Raw genomic sequence first — 19,233 nt, 5'->3', positions numbered from 1 at the left:
CCAATAAACAATACAATCATCTTAGAGTATTAATTTATTGGAGGAAAGAAATGAATAGAAAAGTAATTGTTAACGTTTTTTCAGCATTATCCTTCTCGCTTCTTCTTGCAGGTTGCAGTAGTCATAAAACAGAAGTTAATAATGATACAAGTCATAAAGGTCATGAAAATCATGAAGAGCATAGTCAAATGAGTGATGTTCGTGAGCAAACGAAGAATAAGGAAACATTGCCTAGTTTTTTAGCAGTTAAAGAAAAACAGATGCAACAAATTTATTTAGTTGCCGCACAACACACTGATCTGTTGAAGAATATTCCATGCTATTGCGGTTGTGGAGAAAGTGTTGGACATAAAAGTAATTTAGATTGTTTTATTAATGAAGTAAAAGCAGATGGTTCGGTAGTATGGGATAGTCATGCAACTACTTGTGTTAACTGTCTTGAAATTGCATTGGAATCAGCAACATTAAAACAAAAAGGAAAAACAAATCTCGAGATTCGAAAGTATATAGATGATAAATATAAAGACGGTTATGCGAAACCAACTGATACACCGATGCCTTCTTAAAAAATACTCTGTAAAAAAATCTTGATTTAATGTCCTTTATAAAAATAACATTAATGAACCTAAAAAAAGAAACAGTGACTTTTATGTGAAAACATAAAAGTCGCTGTTTTTTTGATTAGAGAAGGGTTCGATTGTTTACACTTCACTTCAGGATACTCGCTTTCCTAGGGAGGTGCAGAGACTTCAAAATATTTTTACTAAAATTTTCTAAAAAATTTTTTGACATATATGAACAGTTGCTCATATAATAAATGTATAGAAAAAACATATGAATGATTGCTCATGTATTTATAGGAGGAATAGAGATGATTGAAGAAAAGAAAAAGAAGGATGAGGTTTGTGATGAAAGTTGTCCACAAACTGTTATGCATGAGGATACAATCCTAACTGTAAAAGAGAAGATGTTAGATATAGATGTACTAATTGGTGTAGCTGATTTATTTAAAGTATTAGGTGATAAAACTAGAACAAGAATTTTACATGCACTTAGTCAGTCAGAAATGTGTGTGTGTGATTTAGCATATTTGCTAGACATGACGCAATCTTCTATTTCCCATCAATTGCGTGTATTAAAACAAGCGCATTTAGTAAAAAATCGTAAAGAAGGAAAAGTAGTTTATTATTCTTTAGCAGATAGCCATGTAACGGAGATTTTCAATCAAGCACTTGAACATATTTTAGAGGATTAAATAAAAGTGTTTGTTTTGGAGAGGGGTTGAATATAGTGAGTACGGGGCAAAAACAAATAAATAGTGAGTTAAAATTAGAAGGATTAGATTGTGCAAATTGTGCAATGAAAATAGAGAAAGGCGTTTCTACTATTGATGGTGTAGAAGCGGTTTCAGTCAATTTTGCAACATTAACAATGACAATTACTTCAACAGAAGAACAACAAGAAGCAGTTGTGAATGAAGCGAAAAATAAAATTCGAAATTTAGAACCGCATATTAATCCTTTAACAAAAGAAGAAGTTAAATCAAAAGCTACGACTAATGAAAAATCAAGGATGAATCCTGAAACGAAAAAATTGGTTATGAAGCTTATTGTAGGTGGGATACTTCTCCTTCTTGCTCAAATACTAAATCTATCTAATCTATTCACGATGGTACTATTTGTATCTGCCTATTTAATTGCAGGTGCAGATGTTGTTATAAAAGCGATTCGAAATATATTTAAGGGGCAGGTTTTTGATGAGAATTTCTTAATGGGTGTTGCAACTATCGGTGCATTTATTATTGGGGAATATCCTGAAGCAGTTGCCGTAATGTTGTTCTATCAATTAGGTGAGCTTTTCCAAAGTATAGCTGTGAATCGATCTCGTAAATCGATTTCAAAATTAATGGATATTCGTCCAGATTACGCAAATGTTAAGGATGGTCACCACACTAGAAAAATATCTCCAGAAGACGTAAAAATAGGAGATATAATTGTCGTAAAACCAGGAGAAAGAATTCCATTAGATGGCCTTGTTCGTTTAGGTTCAACGAATGTCGATACTTCAGCTTTAACAGGTGAGTCACTTCCAAGAGATGTCGTTGAAGGTGATGAAGTATTAAGTGGATTTATTAATTTACAAGGTGTTTTAGAAATTGAAGTGACAAAAGAATTCAAGGAATCTACTGTTTCTAAAATTTTAGAGCTAGTTCAAAATGCCACAAACAAAAAAGCACCAACTGAAAACTTTATCACAAAATTTGCAAAGGTTTATACTCCGATTGTCGTAATTACAGCTGCTTTGATCGCAGTCATTCCACCATTCATCTTTTCAGGTGAATCACTATATGATTGGGTTTACAAAGCTTTAATCTTTTTAGTTATATCATGTCCATGTGCATTAGTTGTTTCTATACCGTTAGGCTTCTTCGGAGGAATTGGAGCAGCTTCAAAAGCAGGGGTTTTAGTAAAGGGAAGCAATTATTTAGAGGCATTAAATGATGTGAAATATATTGTGTTTGATAAAACAGGAACTTTAACAAAAGGGCAATTTCAGGTTAGTTCAATTTTACCAGCGAACGGAAAATCTAAGGATGAATTACTTGAAATAGCAGCCTATGCAGAGTACTTTTCAAATCATCCTATCGCATTATCAATCAGAAATGCATATGAAAATGAAATTGTAGCTGAAAAACTATCAAATTATCAAGAAATAGCCGGTCATGGTATTTCCGTTTCTTATGATGGAGATGAAATACTTGCTGGGAATGTAAAGTTGATGGAACGTCATCATATTTTATATATCCCGATTAAAGAGGCAGGAACAACAATTTACCTTGCTAAAAACAATCAGTTTATCGGGTCAATCATTATTTCTGATCAATTGAAGGAAGATGCGAAGAAAGCAATTTCAGGACTTAAACAAAACGGTGTTCAACAAACAATTATGCTTACTGGAGATTCTAAGTCGGTTGCAAATAAAATAGGCAATCTGCTTGGCATTGATGAAATCTATGCTGAATTACTTCCACATCAAAAAGTAGAGCAACTAGAAAAATTAGAGAGTAAGAAAGCAAAAAATGAAAAAATTGCATTTGTTGGTGATGGTATTAACGATGCACCAGTATTAGCTAGAGCTGATGTCGGTATTGCAATGGGTGGGTTAGGATCTGATGCAGCAATAGAGGCTGCAGATGTTGTATTAATGTCAGATGAGCCATCTAAAATAGTAGATGCAATTAAAATTGCAAAACGAACTAGAACAATCGTATGGCAAAATATTATTTTTGCACTTGCAGTAAAAGGCTTTTTCTTATTATTAGGTGTCATTGGAATCGCAACAATGTGGGAAGCTGTTATTTCTGATGTAGGAGTAACAGTGCTGGCAGTTTTAAATTCAATGAGAATATTAAGAATGAAATAAAAAAAGAACAAATCTAACATCTTAATGTTAGATTTGTTCTTTTTATTTGTTACGCAGAACGTCTTCTTTTTTTTATAAAGATTAATATCAATATACCCAATCCTACTGCTAAAATTGCGTAGATGATATTTGAATACACATCCATATACGATACGATTTTTTCCCATGAAGATCCAACTGAGGCTCCAACTGTTACTAATATTGTGTTCCATATTAGGGAACCAAGTGTAGTGAACAATAAAAAGATCCAAAAATTCATACGTGACATACCCGCTGGAATTGAAATTAAACTACGAATGAGCGGAATTAGTCTACAAAAAAATACAGTCCATACGCCATATTTTGTAAACCATTCATTAGCTTTATGAATATCCTTTTTTGTTAAACGTAGAATATGTCCCCACTTATCTACAATTTTTTCGAGTTTTTGTACATCAAGTAATGTGCCAATTCCAAAAAGTAATATCGCACCAAATACAGAGCCCAAAGTTGAAAAGAAAATAACACCTGTTTTCGTTAATGTTGAAGTTGTTGTCATAAATCCACCAAAGGTTAAAATGACTTCAGAAGGTATTGGAGGAAATAAATTTTCAAGCGCAATTAATAGAAAAATCCCTAAATATCCAAAAGAATTCATTGTTTCAATAATCCAATTTTGCATCATGTAAACTCCTAGAATTAATTTTCGTTGTTAAATAGTGCGTGTCATCACATCATAACATTGTGCAAAATATACTATGTATTTAGTATCCTTGGCAAGTTTTTTGAGGTTATATTTTGGTAAAATAGATAGGGTGAACCTTTTTAAAAAGTAGATTAAATGAAGATATCGTACGTATCTAGCAATATGAATTGAAAATCATTCATTTTAAATGAAGCGTTATCTACCATAAATACGTCATATGTTTAGAAATCATCAGAGGATTTATGAGAGGTTATCGAGAATTAGGTAAGAACAATAATAGAATAGGTGATTATAATGACTGTTAATGTTGAAGTAATAACTGAAGTACCAAGTGCAGAGGAATATGTAGCGATGAGAGTAAGGGCTGGATTAAGTCCAAAGGATGTAAAAGCTTCGGAGATTGGATTAAAAAATTCAATTTATGCTGTGTCAATTAGAGATCAATCTACATTAATCGGTATGGGTAGAATCATTGGGGACGGTGGCTGTTTTTATCAAATTGTAGATATAGCTGTAGATCCTAAGTACCAAGGTCAAGGACTAGGTAAAAGAATTATGTCTGAACTAACTAATTTTCTAGAAAGTAATGTCCCAAAAGGTGCTTATGTTAGCCTTATTGCTGATTTACCAGCCGATAAATTATATGAGAAATTTGGATTTAATTATACTTCTCCAAAATCAGTAGGAATGTATCGGACTTTTTAAAGTTATTTTTATAGAATCTGGGGGAATGCAAATGTTTAAGATTCAAATTGATGCAAATCTTTCTATCAATTTATTAACACCAAAATATGCAGAAACGCTTGTAGAGGCACTTAAGCAAAATCAATCCTCATTAAAAGAATGGTTGATTTGGGCAGAAACAATCCCATCAATCGAAGAATATCAAAAAACAATTATACCTATGTGGTTGCAGAAGTTTGCTGATAATAATGGGTTTGAAACAGGTATTTTCTATCAAAACGAATTGATTGGAATGGTTGGATTACATTTTATTGATCAAACAAACAAAGCAACAGAAATAGGGTATTGGTTAAGCGAAACGATGCAAGGTAAAGGGATTATGACCCGTGTTGTGGAGTATTTAGTTACATACTGCTTTGATGAACTAAGTCTAAATCGGGTTGTCATTAGAGCGGCAGTTGAAAATCAAAAGAGTCGTGCAATCCCACTACGTCTCGGTTTTAAAGAGGAAGGGATACTTCGAGAGGCTCAACAAATAAGAGGAAGCTTTTATGACTTAGCAATATACAGTATGTTAAAAGATGAATGGGAAACGAATAAATAAATGGTATGCGTTAGCTCTAATTGCTAGCGTTTCTTTTTTGCTTTTTTTTTGCTAAAGGAAATAGATTAGAATTTGCAAAACTATGAAACTATACTAATTGATTTAGATGGCTCGTTAACAGAACCGAAATAAGGAATCATCAATCGAGTATGCTCTGCGAAAAATGTACTGTTGGAAATAGAAGAATTTGAGCTTTTAACATTAATATGGCCACCCATTCAGCGGTCATTTTATGAACTATGCGGCATGCCAGAAAATGAAGTAGCGATAGCAGTGCATTTTTATCGCGAGTATTTTATTGAAAATGGTATGATTGAAAATAAAGCTTATAGAATCGAGAAAAAAGAAATGATTGAATGGATTTATCAAAAAAATTTGCAATTTTCAGATGTAAAGGTGTAATGATTTGCGTCGCTCTCATGATATTTTGGAGCAAATTTGTACGGGATTGAATCAATCGGTGTAACGTAGGTTTGCGGAACAGTGGAAGAATTAGAAAAAGTTAAAGCTTGTTACATTGTTTTTATTGTAGAAAAGTTAAGAACGAATTTGCGTTCAGAAAGAACAGCTAAGGTTTAGAAAGAATGGGAGGAATGACTTTGAATACAAAAAAAGTACATTACGCGTGGATCATTCTAATTGTAACTTTTTTATCCGTGATTGTGGCAGCCGTAACGAATACGATGTCAGGTGTGATGATGATTCCTTTCGAGGAAGAATTCGGTTGGAGTAGAGCATCTATATCTGGCGCATTCGCCATCTGTATTACCCTTGTAGGTTTTTCAGGTCCATTTGTTGCAGGGCTTTTTCAAAAGTTTACTGTTCGAAAAGTTTTATTAATTGGAATGGGAACTTTATTGTTAGCATTATTATTAACTACTTTAATGACGCAAATTTGGCATCTATATATCATATGGGGTGTAATAATTGGCTTGAGTGCTGGTGCATTTTTAACAGTGCTTAATACATATGTTGCAACGACTTGGTTTGAAAAAAAACGAGGTTTAGCGTTAGGACTTTTAACATCAAGTTCTGCAGCAGGGCAACTTGTTTTTTTACCTTTGTTAGCATATGTAGTAGGAAACTTTTCATGGAGAAGCGCTATATTAACAATATTTGGGTTTGGTCTAGTCATCTATTTATTAATTTGGATGTTTATGAAGAACGATCCAGCTGATGTAGGTGTATTACCGCTTGGTGCAAAAGAAAGTAACAAATTAAACGTAAAACGTGTAAATCCTGTTAAAGCAGCATTTGATGGTTTAAAAATAGGAATAAAATCGAAGGCATTTTGGTTACTAGCAGGTAGCTTTTTTATTTGTGGTTTTTCAACAAGCGGATTAATTGGAACACATTTTATTTCACTTTGTATAGGTTATGGATATAAAGAAGTAACAGCCGCAAGTTTATTAGCATTTATGGGTATTTTTAATATTATTGGTACAACACTTTCAGGTTACTTCTCAGATCGACTCGACAATCGATGGCTACTATTTTGGTACTATGGTTTAAGAGGTTTGTCTTTACTCGTGTTACCGTTTGCTTTATCTACAAACTCTGTCTTCTATTTAGCAGCTTTTGCAATATTTTATGGTCTTGACTGGATTGCTACTGTTCCACCTACCATTAAATTAGCGACAGATCATTTTGGAAAAGATAAAGTAGGTGTCATCTATGGATGGATTTATTCGGCACATCAATTAGGTGCTGGTGCGGCAGCTTATGGTGGTGGACTTGTGTATTCATGGTTTAATGCATATCAATCGATCTTTATTGCTGCGGGTATATTCTGTATTATAGCGACGTTATTTGTTTTAAACATAAAAAGGAAGACTGTTATCGATCAAAATTTATCTGCTTAATGCTTTGTTATAAGGGGAATCATATGACATATTTAAATAAAATTACAAAAGAGAAATATAGAATTATGAAAGATAAAAATTGCTATTGGGAAGGAAAAATAAAAAAAATAGCAAGTAATGAAAAATTAGAATATGACAATCTAAAACGATTTACATATGGTGGGAATATTGTTTTTAGTGTCGATGGAAAACTAGTCATAAAGCTATTTCCGGCATATGTAAATGATGAATTTATAAAAGAGAAGGCAGTGCTAGAACATTTAAATCAACAACAACTTTCTGTAGAAATTCCCAAAATACATTCTACCGGACAGTTTGAGGGTTGGAATTACATTATAATGACTGAGCTCAAGGGTACTTTATTAATTGATATTTTTGATTCTTTATCATTTGAAGAAAAATCAGAGATTGCTAAAGACTTAGGAAAATTAATAAAAGAGGTTCATAGTTCTATTGTTTCTGCTGATAAGAATGAACAATCTAAATGGAATCATTTTTTGAATGGACAGTATGAAAAATTAACTGAACATCATAAACAGAATGAATTAGGTGACGTTTTTCAAAATCAACTGTCTGAGTATGTTAAATTAGAGTCACTTAAGAGCTCAAATCAGTATGTCTTATTAACAGGTGAGTATACTCCGTTTAACTTAATAATGAATAAAGAAAACGGTATGTGGAAATTTACTGGATTAATTGATTTTGCAGATTGCTTTGTAGGTAATTCAACATACGATTTACTCGGTCCAATCGCATTTATGTTTTATCCAAACAAAGGGTTAAATAGAATGTTTTTAGAAAGCTATGGTTACAAGCCTGAAGAATTGAACGATGATTTCCAAAAAGAATTAATGACATATTTATTACTTCATCGCTTTAGTAATATCCCCTACTATCAACAAAAATCTGATTCTGCAATGAATGCAAAAAGCCTTGAAGAGCTTGAAAAAATTATTTTTAATTTTGAAGTGTAACAAAAAGGGATAAGAAGATCAATAAAATAAACTGAGAGCCTTCAAATGAATGAAGGCTTTCAGTTTATTTTAATGCAATCATAAATGGATATAATTCTGCTGTCATGACATTCTGTTTAACAGCAGGGTCGTTATTCATAATTTCTTCTGCTTGTTGTCTGTTTTCAGTAGTTAAAATGACAATACCAAATTCTGCTTGTTCAGTTCTACCCGCTAAGAAAACTGTTTTTTCATTGTTTAACTTTTGTAGATATAAAAAATGCTCTGTAACTATCCCTCTTTCTTCTTCAGTTGAATCATGTAAAAAGGTTGATCGTGTTGGCTTTAACACATAAATATAGTTTTCCAAATGAACTCACATCCAATCGTGTTATATTAATAATAATATAGCATGTATGTTTTGAATTTTGTGTGTATTCGGAGGAGAAGAGGGCATGAAAAACTTAATTTTAGAAAAACTGAAGCAAATAGAAGCCGAACATAATGTGAAGGTTTTATTTGCTGTTGAATCAGGTAGTAGAGCATGGGGATTTCCTTCTAAAGATAGTGATTTTGATGTAAGGTTTGTATACGTTCATGAAAGGGATTGGTATGTAAGCATTGACCAAAAGCGAGATGTTATTGAGTATCCGATTAATGAGATGCTTGATATTAGCGGTTGGGACGTTCGGAAGGCATTACAATTATTTGCAAAGTCAAATCCTGCATTATTAGAGTGGTTAAGGTCCCCAATCGTTTATTATGATCAACAAACACTTTCAGAGGATCTTCGAAGGATTGGAAATGATATTCTTTCTAAGAAAGCGTGTATTTATCATTATCTACACATGGCAAGAGGAAATTATCGAGATTACTTACAGCATGAAGAAGTAAAAATTAAGAAATACTTTTATGTTTTACGTCCATTACTAGCATGCATGTGGATTGAAACATTTCAAGAAATTCCACCAATCTTATTTGACGATTTATTGAAAATGGAAGGTTTAGATGAGTTATTTTTAAAAGAAGTAATGGCTTTATTAGAGCGGAAAAAACAAGGAGAAGAGCTAGATTTAGAACCTAGAAAAAAAGTATTAAATGATTTTATTGAAGATAAGCTTTCATATTTCGAAGAGTATGTGAAGGGAATTGAGGAATCAAATACAATGGATATAGAACATTTAAACAAGCTATTCCGTAAAACACTTGAGCAGACTTGGAACTAAAAGGAATATTCTATTACCATTTTGGGGAAAATTTCTATGTATTTTAACAAATAGTTGATTATCAAAATGCATAGGAGTGTGAATGGATTGGCAAATCTAGAAGGGTTATTAAATCAGCAACTTGCAAATTGGAATGTGCTTTATGTGAAATTACATAATTATCATTGGTATGTTAAAGGCCCAAACTTTTTTACTTTACATGAAAAATTTGAGTTGTATTATAACGAAGCAAAGGTTATGGTCGACGAATTGGGTGAACGTATATTAACAATTGGTGCAAAGCCAATTGCAACGCTTCGTGAATATTTAGAAACAGCTTCAATTAAAGAGGGTAATCATACATTTTCAGCAGAAGAAATGGTTGCAGACTTAATTAAAGATTACGAAAAAATAGTACAAGAATCTAGAGATGTTATTTCTATTGCTGAAGAAAGCAATGACCAAGAAACAGCAGACTTATTTTTAGGTAAAATTGCAGAAATTGAAAAAATGCTATGGATGCTTAAGTCATTTCTGGATAAATGAATAAATATTAATTTGGATGGATTGGGACACAAAATGTGTTACCAATCCATCCTTTTTTATTTGTAAAACATGCTTGTTAATTCGCTTATATTACCGTGAAAAACCCTTCTGTTAAAAGGGTTTTTAGACTATTAGAAGGATTCCTTTTAAAAAAAATAGAAAAATAGGTAAAAAATAAATTGAATAATTATTTATAGTTAAGTATAATTATGCATTATATAAGTCAGGTTAGATTCCAAAGGGGAGATGGTTAAATGAATAAGGCTTTAGCAGAAACAAATGTTAAAAAAAATAGCTTTAAACAAAAATCTTCGTGGAGTATATCAAAAAATAATTATAGTCCAGTAGATTGGTCAAATTTTAAGGATAAAGATTTTCTTACGATCAGTCAGTTTTCTTCTAGTGAATTATTATTCCTAATTGAGAAAGCATTAGAATTTAAAAACATGCAAAAGTCTGGAAAATTAATGCCATATTTAAAAAATAAAGTGTTAGGGATGATTTTTGAAAAAAGTTCTACTAGAACACGTTTGTCATTTGAAATTGCAATGAAGCAATTAGGCGGAGATGCAATATTTATGAGTAGTAAAGATTTACAGATTGGTAGAGGCGAAAGTGTTCATGATACAGCAAAAGTGATGTCACGTTATGTTGATGGTGTGATGATTAGAGCATATTCACATGAGATGGTAACAGAATTTGCTGAACATGCTTCAATCCCGGTAATTAATGGTTTAACAGATTTGCATCACCCAGCTCAAATTATGGCTGATTTATTAACAATTTTAGAACATAAAGGTAGATTAAAAGGTTTGAAGATTAGTTATATCGGCGATGGCAATAACAATGTATGTCATTCATTAATTGAAGGCTCAGCTAAATTAGGAATTCATTTGACGATTTCATGTCCACCGGGATATGAGCCGAATAAAGTGGTTTTACAGTCTATGAAGCATGTGGCAAAAACGACTGGAAGTTTAATAGAAGTAGTGAATAATCCATTGGATGGCGTAAAAGATGCTGATGTTGTTATCACAGATGTTTGGACCAGTATGGGGCAAGAAGAAGAAACAGAAAAGCGTCTGAAGATATTTAGCTCATATCAGGTTAATGATCAACTTTTGGAGAATGCAAAGAATGATTATTTATTTATGCATTGCCTTCCAGCTCATAGAGGTGAAGAAGTTACGGCTTCAGTAATTGATGGAAAGCATTCTGTTGTATTTGATGAAGCAGAGAATCGTTTGCATGCTCAAAAGGCAATATTGGTTGCATTAATGGGTACAGATTTGTAATTACATTTAGAGGGGGAAAATTAAAATGGTAAAAGAAAAAATAGTTTTAGCATATTCAGGTGGATTAGATACTTCTGTGTGTATTAAATGGTTACAGGATAAATATCAGTACGATGTAATAGCACTGTGTTTAGACCTAGGAGAAGGAAAAGATGTAGAATTCGTACGACAAAAAGCATTAGATTTAGGTGCCATTAAATCCTATATGATTGATGCAAAAGAGCTGTTTGCTTCAGATTATCTTTTACCAGCATTAAAAGCGAATGCTTTATATGAAGGGAAATATCCCTTATCGTCTGCGTTATCTAGACCATTAATCGCTAAGTTATTAGTTGATGTTGCAAAACAAGAAGGAGCAATAGCAGTAGCGCATGGTTGTACTGGTAAAGGAAATGATCAAGTACGATTTGAAGTTTCAGTTATGGCTTTAGACCCCACATTAAAGGTCGTTGCACCGGTAAGAGAATGGGGAATGACTCGAGACGAAGAAATTGAGTATGCAAATGAAAATGGCGTGCCAATTCCAGTAGATTTAGACAATCCTTTTTCAATTGATGCAAATATTTGGGGAAGAGCATGTGAGGCAGGTGTCCTTGAAAATCCATGGAATGAAGCACCAGAAGAAGCTTTTGCATGGACGAATAGTATCGAACAATCACCAGACTCGCCTGAATATGTAGAGATTGAATTTGTAAAAGGTAAGCCAGTTGCGTTAAATGGCCATTCATTGAACTTAGTGAGTTTAATTGAAGAATTAAATCATATAGGTGGAAAACATGGGGTTGGAAGAATCGATCATATTGAAAATAGATTAGTCGGAATAAAATCTCGTGAAGTATATGAAAATCCTGCTGCACTTATTTTAATAAATGCCCATAAAGAGTTAGAGTTTCTTACATTGCCTCGAGAAGTAACAAATTTTAAAATCAATATTGAACAACAATTTTCAAAATCACTTTATGATGGTTTATGGTATTCACCATTAATGCAGGCATTAGATGCATTTATTGAAAAGACTCAGGAAACTGTTACTGGTACAGTGCGCGTTAAATTATTTAAAGGAAATCATAATGTTGTTGGTAGAAAATCAGATTACAGTTTATATAATGAAGAACTTGCAACTTATTCAAAGGGAGATCTTTTTGATCATCAAGCAGCTATCGGGTTTATTAAGCTTTGGGGCTTACCGACAAAAGTATTTAGCGAAGTAACAACTCAAAAAACAGTATTCGTAAAATAATCATATAATGGAGGCTATCATGTCAAAGCTTTGGGGTGGACGTTTTACAAAGGATACAAATAAATTAGTAGAAGAATTTACAGCTTCAATTCAATTTGATCAAATCATGGCTAATGAAGATATCGCGGGAAGTATTGCACATGCTACGATGCTTGGCGAATGTGGAATTATTGATCAAAGTGATGCTGATTTAATCATTACAGGTTTAAATAAAATTTTACTTAAAATTAAGAATAACGAAGTACAATTTAGTATTGAGAATGAAGACATACACATGAATATTGAGAGTATGTTAATAGAAGAAATTGGACCTGTTGGGGGCAAATTGCACACTGGTCGAAGTCGAAATGATCAAGTTGCGACAGATATGCACTTATACTTACGAAATAAAACTGAGTCAATTATCGGGTTAATTGAAAACGTGCAAACAATGATTGTGAAAAAGGCAAAACAGCATGTGCATACAATTATGCCTGGGTATACTCATCTTCAACGTGCTCAACCCGTATCATTTGCACATCATCTTCTAGCATATTTTTGGATGCTTGAAAGAGATAAAGGTCGTTATAATGATAGTTTAAAACGAATCAATATATCACCATTAGGAGCGGGAGCATTAGCAGGTACTACATTTCCAATTAATCGCAAGCGAACTGCTGAATTACTAGGGTTTTCTGATATATATTTAAACAGTTTAGATGCTGTTAGCGATCGTGATTTCATTGTGGAGTTTCTTTCGCATTCAGCTCTATTAATGTCTCATATTTCTAGGTTATCTGAGGAGCTTGTTATTTGGTCTAGTCAAGAGTTTCAATTTGTAGAGCTTGACGATGCTTTTTGTACTGGTTCTAGTATCATGCCTCAAAAGAAAAATCCTGACGTTCCTGAATTATTACGTGGGAAGACAGGTCGAGTATATGGTAGCTTGATTGGCTTATTAACAGTCTTAAAAGCTTTACCTCTAGCTTATAACAAAGATATGCAGGAAGATAAAGAAGGTATGTTTGATACAGTTTATACAGTTGAAGGCTCATTGCAATTACTATCTGGAATTATTGAATCAATGAAAGTAAATGAAAGCAAGATGTATGAAGCTGTGCAAAAGGATTACTCAAATGCAACTGATCTTGCTGATTACTTAGTACGAAAAAATATTCCATTTCGACAAGCTCATGAAATTGTAGGAAAAACAGTGCTTTATGCAATAAAGGAACAGAAATTTCTTGGGGAATTAACAATCCAAGAATATAAACAAATAAACAATGTATTTGAGGAAGATATTTATGACGCTTTGAATCCAAAAACAGTCATGGAAGCTAGGATTAGCGAAGGTGGTACTTCTTCTAAAGAGGTTTTAAATCAACTTTTTATTGCTGAAGAAAGTTTAAAAATGTTTTAATGTTTGTTATAATTAAAAGCTCTTGGAAACGTCCAATATAAATTGGGCGTTTTTTGTATGGAATCATCGTAAATTATGTATTTCTTCGAACTTCATTCATAATTTTCGTTAAAATATGCAAATACTATAAACAGTTTCTAATAAAAGGTAGGTATATTATGAGTGGACATATGAGAAATAGTGTTTTTAAGGCGTCCGAAGGTATAGCCCATGCGGTTTTTGTGATGATTGGGATTGGTTCTTTAATTGAAAGTATTGGTAAGATTTTTCATTTTGAATCTTTTGCCATTATCGGTTTATCAACAAAGCTATTAATGGCTCCAGCAATCGGGGCAGGTATTGCAGTCCTACTAGGAGCAAATACTTTAATCATCTTTTCAGCAATGGTTGCAGCATTAATTGGATCAGGCGCATTAACAATGGTTGATACAACTATGACCATTAAAATGGGTGAACCAGTAGGTGCGTTACTCGCTGCATTAGTTGCAATTTATATTGGTAAATTAATTCAAGGGAGAACGAAATTAGATTTGATGATTGTTCCATTATTTTCAATTTTAATTGCAGGTCTGATTGGTTTATCCCTATCTAAATGGATTTCTCCAATATTAGTCACAGCAGGGAATTTTATAAAGGAATCTACTGAAGGGTCACCAATTATTTCATCGATCGTATTAGCAGTTGTTTGGGGGATTTTAATCGTTTCGCCTGCTTCTTCAGCAGCATTAGCCATTGCGCTAAATTTAGATGGCATTGCAGGAGGAGCGGCATTAGCAGGAACAGCAGCACAGTTTGTAGGGTTAGCGGTTATCTCGGCAAGGGAAAATGAACCTGGTAGTATTCTCGGGTTATTAATCATAACGCCAAAATTACAACTTCCGAATGTAACACGAAATCTAAATATACTCATACCAACAATGGTAGCAAGTGCTGTTGCAGGGCCAGTATCTGCATTTCTATTTCATATTGAAGCACCAAAAGAAATTGCTGGCCTAGGATTATGCGCATTAGTAGCGCCAATGAATTTACTATCAACCCACGGGGCAGCAAGTATCATCCCAATGATTGTTACATATATTTTAGTTCCAGGTATTGTATCTTACATCGTCTATATCCTGTTAAAACAAATGAGAATGATAAAAGATGGAGAATTGAAAATAAATTAACAAAAAAGAGTATCTGTTGATACTCTTTTTTTATATTGTGTAAAACTGGTCGGAGCTGATCAGTCGCCTCCACTTTTCTGGTTACTTATCCATAAAGAATAATTTTAATCCTATTCCTGTGAAGATAGCTCCTTGGGATAGGTTGATGATGCGGGATGATTTTTCGTTTTGTAGTAGTTTTTCTCCTAAGCTTCCTGCGAATATCGCAATGATTGAGAAGACGATTAGGGTAAGGATCATAAATGTTAATCCAAGGATGACCATTTGTAGTGGTACATATATTCCATTCTTTTCTATGAATTGTGGTAAGAATGCTAAGAAAAATAATGATACTTTTGGATTTAGTACATTCATTAAAAAACCGCGACGGTAAAGTGCTGGTAGCGTTTGTTTTTTAGGTTTTGCGAATTCACCAACTTCATTACTTGATCGAAATGCTTGGTATGCTAAGTAAAGTAAATAAAATGCTCCTAAGTATTTTAAGATGGAAAAGGCGATATTGGATTGATATAAGATGGCAGAAAGTCCAATTGAGGCAGCCAAAGTATGAATTGTTACACCTGAACAAAGGCCGAATGCTGTGGCGATGCCTTCTTTTTTTCCATATGAAATACTTTGAGCCATAACGAAAATGTTGTCAGGCCCTGGTGCGATGATGAGTAATAAAGACACGCCAATAAAAGATAGATAAATAGTTAAATCCAATATGAAACCTCCTTAAGAAATATGTTGATAGATTTTTTTATTCTACTTCATTCGTTAACTTCCTTCAATCAATATTCAATACTAGAACATGCAACTTGATTATATTGATAATGGAAACTTATTTATCATCTTATGTTATCTGTTGTTAAATAGAAATAAGAAGTAGTAAACTTTGATAGAAGAATGTATACATAATGTTTATTGAAGGGGGACGCTGTAATGACTGAAAAAGAAAAAATGATAAATGGTGAATTGTATCTTGCAGGTGATGCAGAGTTAGTAAAAGACCGTGAAATTGCAAGGCGTTTAACACGTGAATTTAATACGACTACTGAAACTGAAAGTAGTAAGAGAGAATCTATTTTAAAAGAATTATTCGGGACAACAGGTGAAAGCTTGTATATTGAACCTACTTTTCGCTGTGATTATGGCTACAATATTCATGTTGGCCAAAATTTTTATGCTAACTTCGATTGCGTTATTTTAGATGTCTGTCCAGTAAATATTGGTGTAAATTGTTTTATGGCACCTGGGGTTCATATTTATACTGCAACTCATCCTCTAGATCCTATTGAACGTGCAAGTGGAGTAGAGTTCGGTAAACCTGTAACAATAGGTGACAATGTTTGGTTAGGTGGTCGAGCGATTATTAATCCAGGCGTTACAATTGGAGATAATGTTGTAGTTGCTTCAGGAGCGGTTGTCACAAAAGATGTACCTAACAATGTAGTAGTGGGCGGGAATCCTGCAAGAATCCTAAAAGAGATAAAGTAAAAAAGAAGAGAATATTTTCTCTTCTTTTTTATATTCTCCATTTTATGAACTATGAAAAAAGGTATTTTGTAGTTTTATGGAGAAATATAATACGTGTCATTTTCTTTTAATAGAAGAAGTTCCAGATTAGAATTCGAATGGAAAGAATACAATTTCTTGAGAATTGGGTTTAAATTTCACAAAATGTTCAAAAAGTAGGGTTGAAAACAATTCCGACAATCTGGAATTTCCGAGAATCCGGAATGTAATCGAAAGTATTTTCCAGTTTTTCGGAAACTTATTTACACTTAATAGTTTGAATATTGTAAATTTACTTGGTATAGCTAGTTTTATAGATTTCTATCATTCCAAATATAACTTGGCACACTACTTGCTACTATTATGTTAGATAGTATTTTTCTAGGAAAGGAGAAATAGATCTGACAAAACTTACATACCTAATTAATTATCAGTAAATGTAAGCGTTAACAATTGTGCCAATATGTTTGTATTAAAGGGAGGGTATTATGGAAATTTTAATTATTTTATTATCTTTAGGACTTTTAATGTTTGTAGCGTATCGTGGTTTTTCTGTCATTTTATTCGCACCAATTTGTGCTTTATTCGCAGTATTATTAACAGAACCAAGTTATGTTTTTCCATTCTTTAGTAATATCTTTATGGAAAAAATGGTTGGGTTTATTAAACTGTATTTCCCAGTATTCTTACTTGGAGCTATTTTCGGTAAGGTTGTTGAAATGTCAGGGATCGCAGAATCAATTGCGAAAACAATTATTAAAGTAGTTGGAGCAAAAAGAGCGATTTTAGCAATCGTATTAATGGGTGCAATTTTAACATATAGTGGTGTTAGCTTATTCGTAGCTGTATTTGCGATTTATCCGTTCGCTGCTAACTTATTCCGTGAGGCAAATATTCCTAAACGTTTAATTCCTGGAACAATTGCACTTGGTGCATTTACTTTCACAATGGACGCTTTACCTGGTACACCTCAAATTCAAAACGTCATTCCTACTACATTTTTTAAAACAGATATTTATGCAGCTCCAATTTTAGGAATTCTTGGAGGTATTTTTGTTATCACAGCAGGTATGTGGTATTTAGAATCTAGACGTAAAAAAGCTGAAAAAGCAGGAGAAGGTTACTTAGGTTTTAATGGGGAGCTTGCTGCTGCAAACGAACCACAGGTGAACAATGAAGAAGTGACATCTTTAACGACAAATACATCTACAGTATTAAGTCAAGTTTTAGCATTTGTACCTTTATTATTAGTTGGTATTTCAAATAAGTTTTTTGTAACGTCATTTCCAAAGTGGTATCCGAATGGATTTGATTTCAAATCAATCGGATTAGAAGCTTTTGGAGTAGTTCAAATTCCAGCAGTTGTTGGTATTTGGTCTGTTGAATGTGCATTAGTTATCGGTATCTTTTCAGCTATGATTTATGGTTTCAAACGAATCCGTAAAAATCTTCAAACTGGTATTAATGCAAGTATCGGTGGCGCATTATTAGCAGCAATGAACACTGGAGCGGAATATGGTTTTGGTGGAGTCATTGCAGCATTACCTGGCTTTGGTGTAGTTAGTAAAGGAATCTCAACAACATTTACTGATCCACTTGTAAATGGTGCTGTTACAACGACTACTTTAGCTGGTATTACAGGTTCAGCATCTGGGGGAATGGGAATTGCTTTAAGTGCAATGTCAGAAAAGTACGTTGAAGCAATTAATAAATTCAATATTCCGCCTGAAGTAATGCATCGTGTTATTTCAATGTCATCAGGTGGTATGGATACATTACCTCATAATGGTGCCGTTATTACATTATTAGCTGTAACTGGATTAACTCATCGCCAGTCATATAAAGATATTTTTGCTATTACAATAATAAAAACAGTTGCAGTATTCTTTGTCATCGCAGTATTTAAACTAACAGGGCTTTATTAAAATTTATTCTATTAATCTTACTTTTGAAGGGAGCAGTATTATGAGCAAGAATAAGGTTATTACATCAGTTGAAGAGGTAGCAGCAAATATTCAAGATGGAGCTACGATTATTGTTGGTGGTTTTGGGTTATGTGGTATTCCTGAAAAGATGATTCTAGCATTAAGAGACAAGGGAACAAAAGACTTAACAATCGTTAGTAACAATTGTGGAGTAGATGATTGGGGTCTAGGACTTTTACTTGCAAATAAACAAATTAAAAAAATGATCTCTTCATATGTTGGTGAGAATAAAATTTTTGAAAAGCAGTTTTTAAGTGGAGAGCTTGAAGTTGAACTTGTACCTCAAGGAACGCTTGCAGAACGTATACGAGCTGGTGGAGCAGGAATTCCTGGCTTCTATACAGCTACGGGAGTAGGAACACCAATTGCTGAAGGAAAAGAGCATAAAGTGTTTAATGGCAAAACATATATTTTAGAAGAAGGAATCACTGGAGACTATGCATTTGTGAAAGCATGGAAAGGTGATAAGCAAGGAAATTTAGTGTTTAGAAAAACGGCACGTAATTTCAATCCTCTTGCAGCGATGGCTGGTAAAGTTACAATTGCTGAGGTTGAAGAATTAGTTGAGACAGGCGATCTGAATCCAGACGAAATCCATACACCTAGTATTTATGTACAACATGTATTTAATGGTCAGACATATGAAAAAAGAATTGAACGCAGAATGACAACTGGAGTATAGGAGGGGC

20 protein-coding genes are annotated in these 19,233 nt (G+C 33.3%); 17 read left to right on the top strand and 3 right to left on the bottom strand.

Annotated features, from left to right (window positions below):
* Positions 1–50 precede the first annotated feature (50 nt).
* The 3 genes from ACX6U0_RS06980 (at position 51) to ACX6U0_RS06970 (ending at position 3,423) form a co-directional block, all read left to right on the top strand.
* On the top strand, positions 51–566 hold the full coding sequence (locus ACX6U0_RS06980; protein WP_464959234.1) for a PCYCGC motif-containing (lipo)protein: 516 nt from the start codon (positions 51–53) through the stop codon (positions 564–566).
* 305 nt (positions 567–871) lie between these two features.
* Positions 872–1,255, top strand: coding sequence for an ArsR/SmtB family transcription factor (locus ACX6U0_RS06975; RefSeq protein WP_464959233.1), 384 nt, complete (start codon positions 872–874; stop codon positions 1,253–1,255).
* Positions 1,256–1,281: 26 nt separating this feature from the next.
* Entirely contained in the window at positions 1,282–3,423 is a 2,142-nt protein-coding gene (locus tag ACX6U0_RS06970; RefSeq protein ID WP_464959232.1) for a heavy metal translocating P-type ATPase, read from the top strand.
* 49 nt (positions 3,424–3,472) lie between these two features.
* On the opposite strand, the gene ACX6U0_RS06965 is transcribed toward ACX6U0_RS06970, so the two are convergent.
* Entirely contained in the window at positions 3,473–4,084 is a 612-nt protein-coding gene (locus tag ACX6U0_RS06965; protein ID WP_464959231.1) for a DedA family protein, read from the bottom strand.
* A 318-nt stretch (positions 4,085–4,402) separates the two neighbouring features.
* On the opposite strand from ACX6U0_RS06965, the gene ACX6U0_RS06960 reads away from it, so the two are divergent.
* From ACX6U0_RS06960 to ACX6U0_RS06940, 5 genes are all read left to right on the top strand, one after another.
* Entirely contained in the window at positions 4,403–4,813 is a 411-nt protein-coding gene (locus ACX6U0_RS06960) for a GNAT family N-acetyltransferase (protein ID WP_464959230.1), read from the top strand.
* 31 nt (positions 4,814–4,844) lie between these two features.
* Positions 4,845–5,396 (top strand): GNAT family N-acetyltransferase, encoded by a 552-nt coding sequence (locus ACX6U0_RS06955; RefSeq protein ID WP_464959229.1) that lies wholly within the window; start codon positions 4,845–4,847, stop codon positions 5,394–5,396.
* Positions 5,397–5,567: 171 nt separating this feature from the next.
* Positions 5,568–5,798: a hypothetical protein gene (locus ACX6U0_RS06950; protein WP_464959228.1), complete on the top strand. Its 231-nt coding sequence runs from the start codon at positions 5,568–5,570 to the stop codon at positions 5,796–5,798.
* A 191-nt stretch (positions 5,799–5,989) separates the two neighbouring features.
* Complete coding sequence (locus ACX6U0_RS06945) at positions 5,990–7,258, top strand: MFS transporter (protein ID WP_464959227.1); 1,269 nt, start codon at positions 5,990–5,992, stop codon at positions 7,256–7,258.
* A gap of 23 nt (positions 7,259–7,281) precedes the next feature.
* Positions 7,282–8,232 (top strand): aminoglycoside phosphotransferase family protein, encoded by a 951-nt coding sequence (locus ACX6U0_RS06940; protein WP_464959226.1) that lies wholly within the window; start codon positions 7,282–7,284, stop codon positions 8,230–8,232.
* Positions 8,233–8,296: 64 nt separating this feature from the next.
* On the opposite strand, the gene ACX6U0_RS06935 is transcribed toward ACX6U0_RS06940, so the two are convergent.
* Positions 8,297–8,581: a YciI family protein gene (locus ACX6U0_RS06935; RefSeq protein WP_464959225.1), complete on the bottom strand. Its 285-nt coding sequence runs from the start codon at positions 8,579–8,581 to the stop codon at positions 8,297–8,299.
* An 85-nt stretch (positions 8,582–8,666) separates the two neighbouring features.
* Here ACX6U0_RS06935 and ACX6U0_RS06930 point away from each other — a divergent pair, with 85 nt between their 5' ends.
* From ACX6U0_RS06930 to ACX6U0_RS06905, 6 genes are all read left to right on the top strand, one after another.
* Complete coding sequence (locus ACX6U0_RS06930) at positions 8,667–9,437, top strand: nucleotidyltransferase domain-containing protein (protein WP_464959224.1); 771 nt, start codon at positions 8,667–8,669, stop codon at positions 9,435–9,437.
* A gap of 78 nt (positions 9,438–9,515) precedes the next feature.
* Positions 9,516–9,962: a Dps family protein gene (locus ACX6U0_RS06925; RefSeq protein ID WP_464959564.1), complete on the top strand. Its 447-nt coding sequence runs from the start codon at positions 9,516–9,518 to the stop codon at positions 9,960–9,962.
* A gap of 254 nt (positions 9,963–10,216) precedes the next feature.
* Positions 10,217–11,257, top strand: coding sequence for an ornithine carbamoyltransferase (gene argF / locus ACX6U0_RS06920; RefSeq protein ID WP_464959223.1), 1,041 nt, complete (start codon positions 10,217–10,219; stop codon positions 11,255–11,257).
* Between the two features lie 25 nt (positions 11,258–11,282).
* Entirely contained in the window at positions 11,283–12,497 is a 1,215-nt protein-coding gene (locus ACX6U0_RS06915) for an argininosuccinate synthase (RefSeq protein WP_464959222.1), read from the top strand.
* 19 nt (positions 12,498–12,516) lie between these two features.
* Positions 12,517–13,896 (top strand): argininosuccinate lyase, encoded by a 1,380-nt coding sequence (gene argH, locus ACX6U0_RS06910; RefSeq protein WP_464959221.1) that lies wholly within the window; start codon positions 12,517–12,519, stop codon positions 13,894–13,896.
* 158 nt (positions 13,897–14,054) lie between these two features.
* Complete coding sequence (locus ACX6U0_RS06905) at positions 14,055–15,062, top strand: PTS sugar transporter subunit IIC (protein WP_464959220.1); 1,008 nt, start codon at positions 14,055–14,057, stop codon at positions 15,060–15,062.
* Positions 15,063–15,143: 81 nt separating this feature from the next.
* On the opposite strand, the gene ACX6U0_RS06900 is transcribed toward ACX6U0_RS06905, so the two are convergent.
* The gene (locus tag ACX6U0_RS06900; RefSeq protein ID WP_464959219.1) at positions 15,144–15,767 is read right to left on the bottom strand and encodes a LysE family translocator; all 624 of its coding nucleotides are present in this window, start codon (positions 15,765–15,767) and stop codon (positions 15,144–15,146) included.
* 219 nt (positions 15,768–15,986) lie between these two features.
* Between ACX6U0_RS06900 and maa the strand changes: the two genes are divergently transcribed.
* The 3 genes from maa to ACX6U0_RS06885 all read left to right on the top strand — a co-directional run bounded on the left by maa (position 15,987) and on the right by ACX6U0_RS06885 (position 19,226).
* Entirely contained in the window at positions 15,987–16,541 is a 555-nt protein-coding gene (gene maa, locus ACX6U0_RS06895; protein WP_464959218.1) for a maltose O-acetyltransferase, read from the top strand.
* A 506-nt stretch (positions 16,542–17,047) separates the two neighbouring features.
* A complete protein-coding gene (locus ACX6U0_RS06890; RefSeq protein WP_464959217.1) occupies positions 17,048–18,484 on the top strand; it encodes a GntP family permease in 1,437 nt (478 codons plus the stop codon).
* A gap of 40 nt (positions 18,485–18,524) precedes the next feature.
* Positions 18,525–19,226 carry a CoA transferase subunit A gene (locus ACX6U0_RS06885; RefSeq protein ID WP_464959216.1) on the top strand — a complete coding sequence of 234 codons (702 nt, stop codon included), beginning with the start codon at positions 18,525–18,527 and terminating at the stop codon, positions 19,224–19,226.
* The last annotated feature ends 7 nt before the right edge of the window (positions 19,227–19,233 follow it).

The sequence above is a fragment of the Gottfriedia sp. ABJ_BB2_2 genome (assembly GCF_055484705.1).
This window is presented reverse-complemented; position numbering and strand designations above follow the sequence as displayed.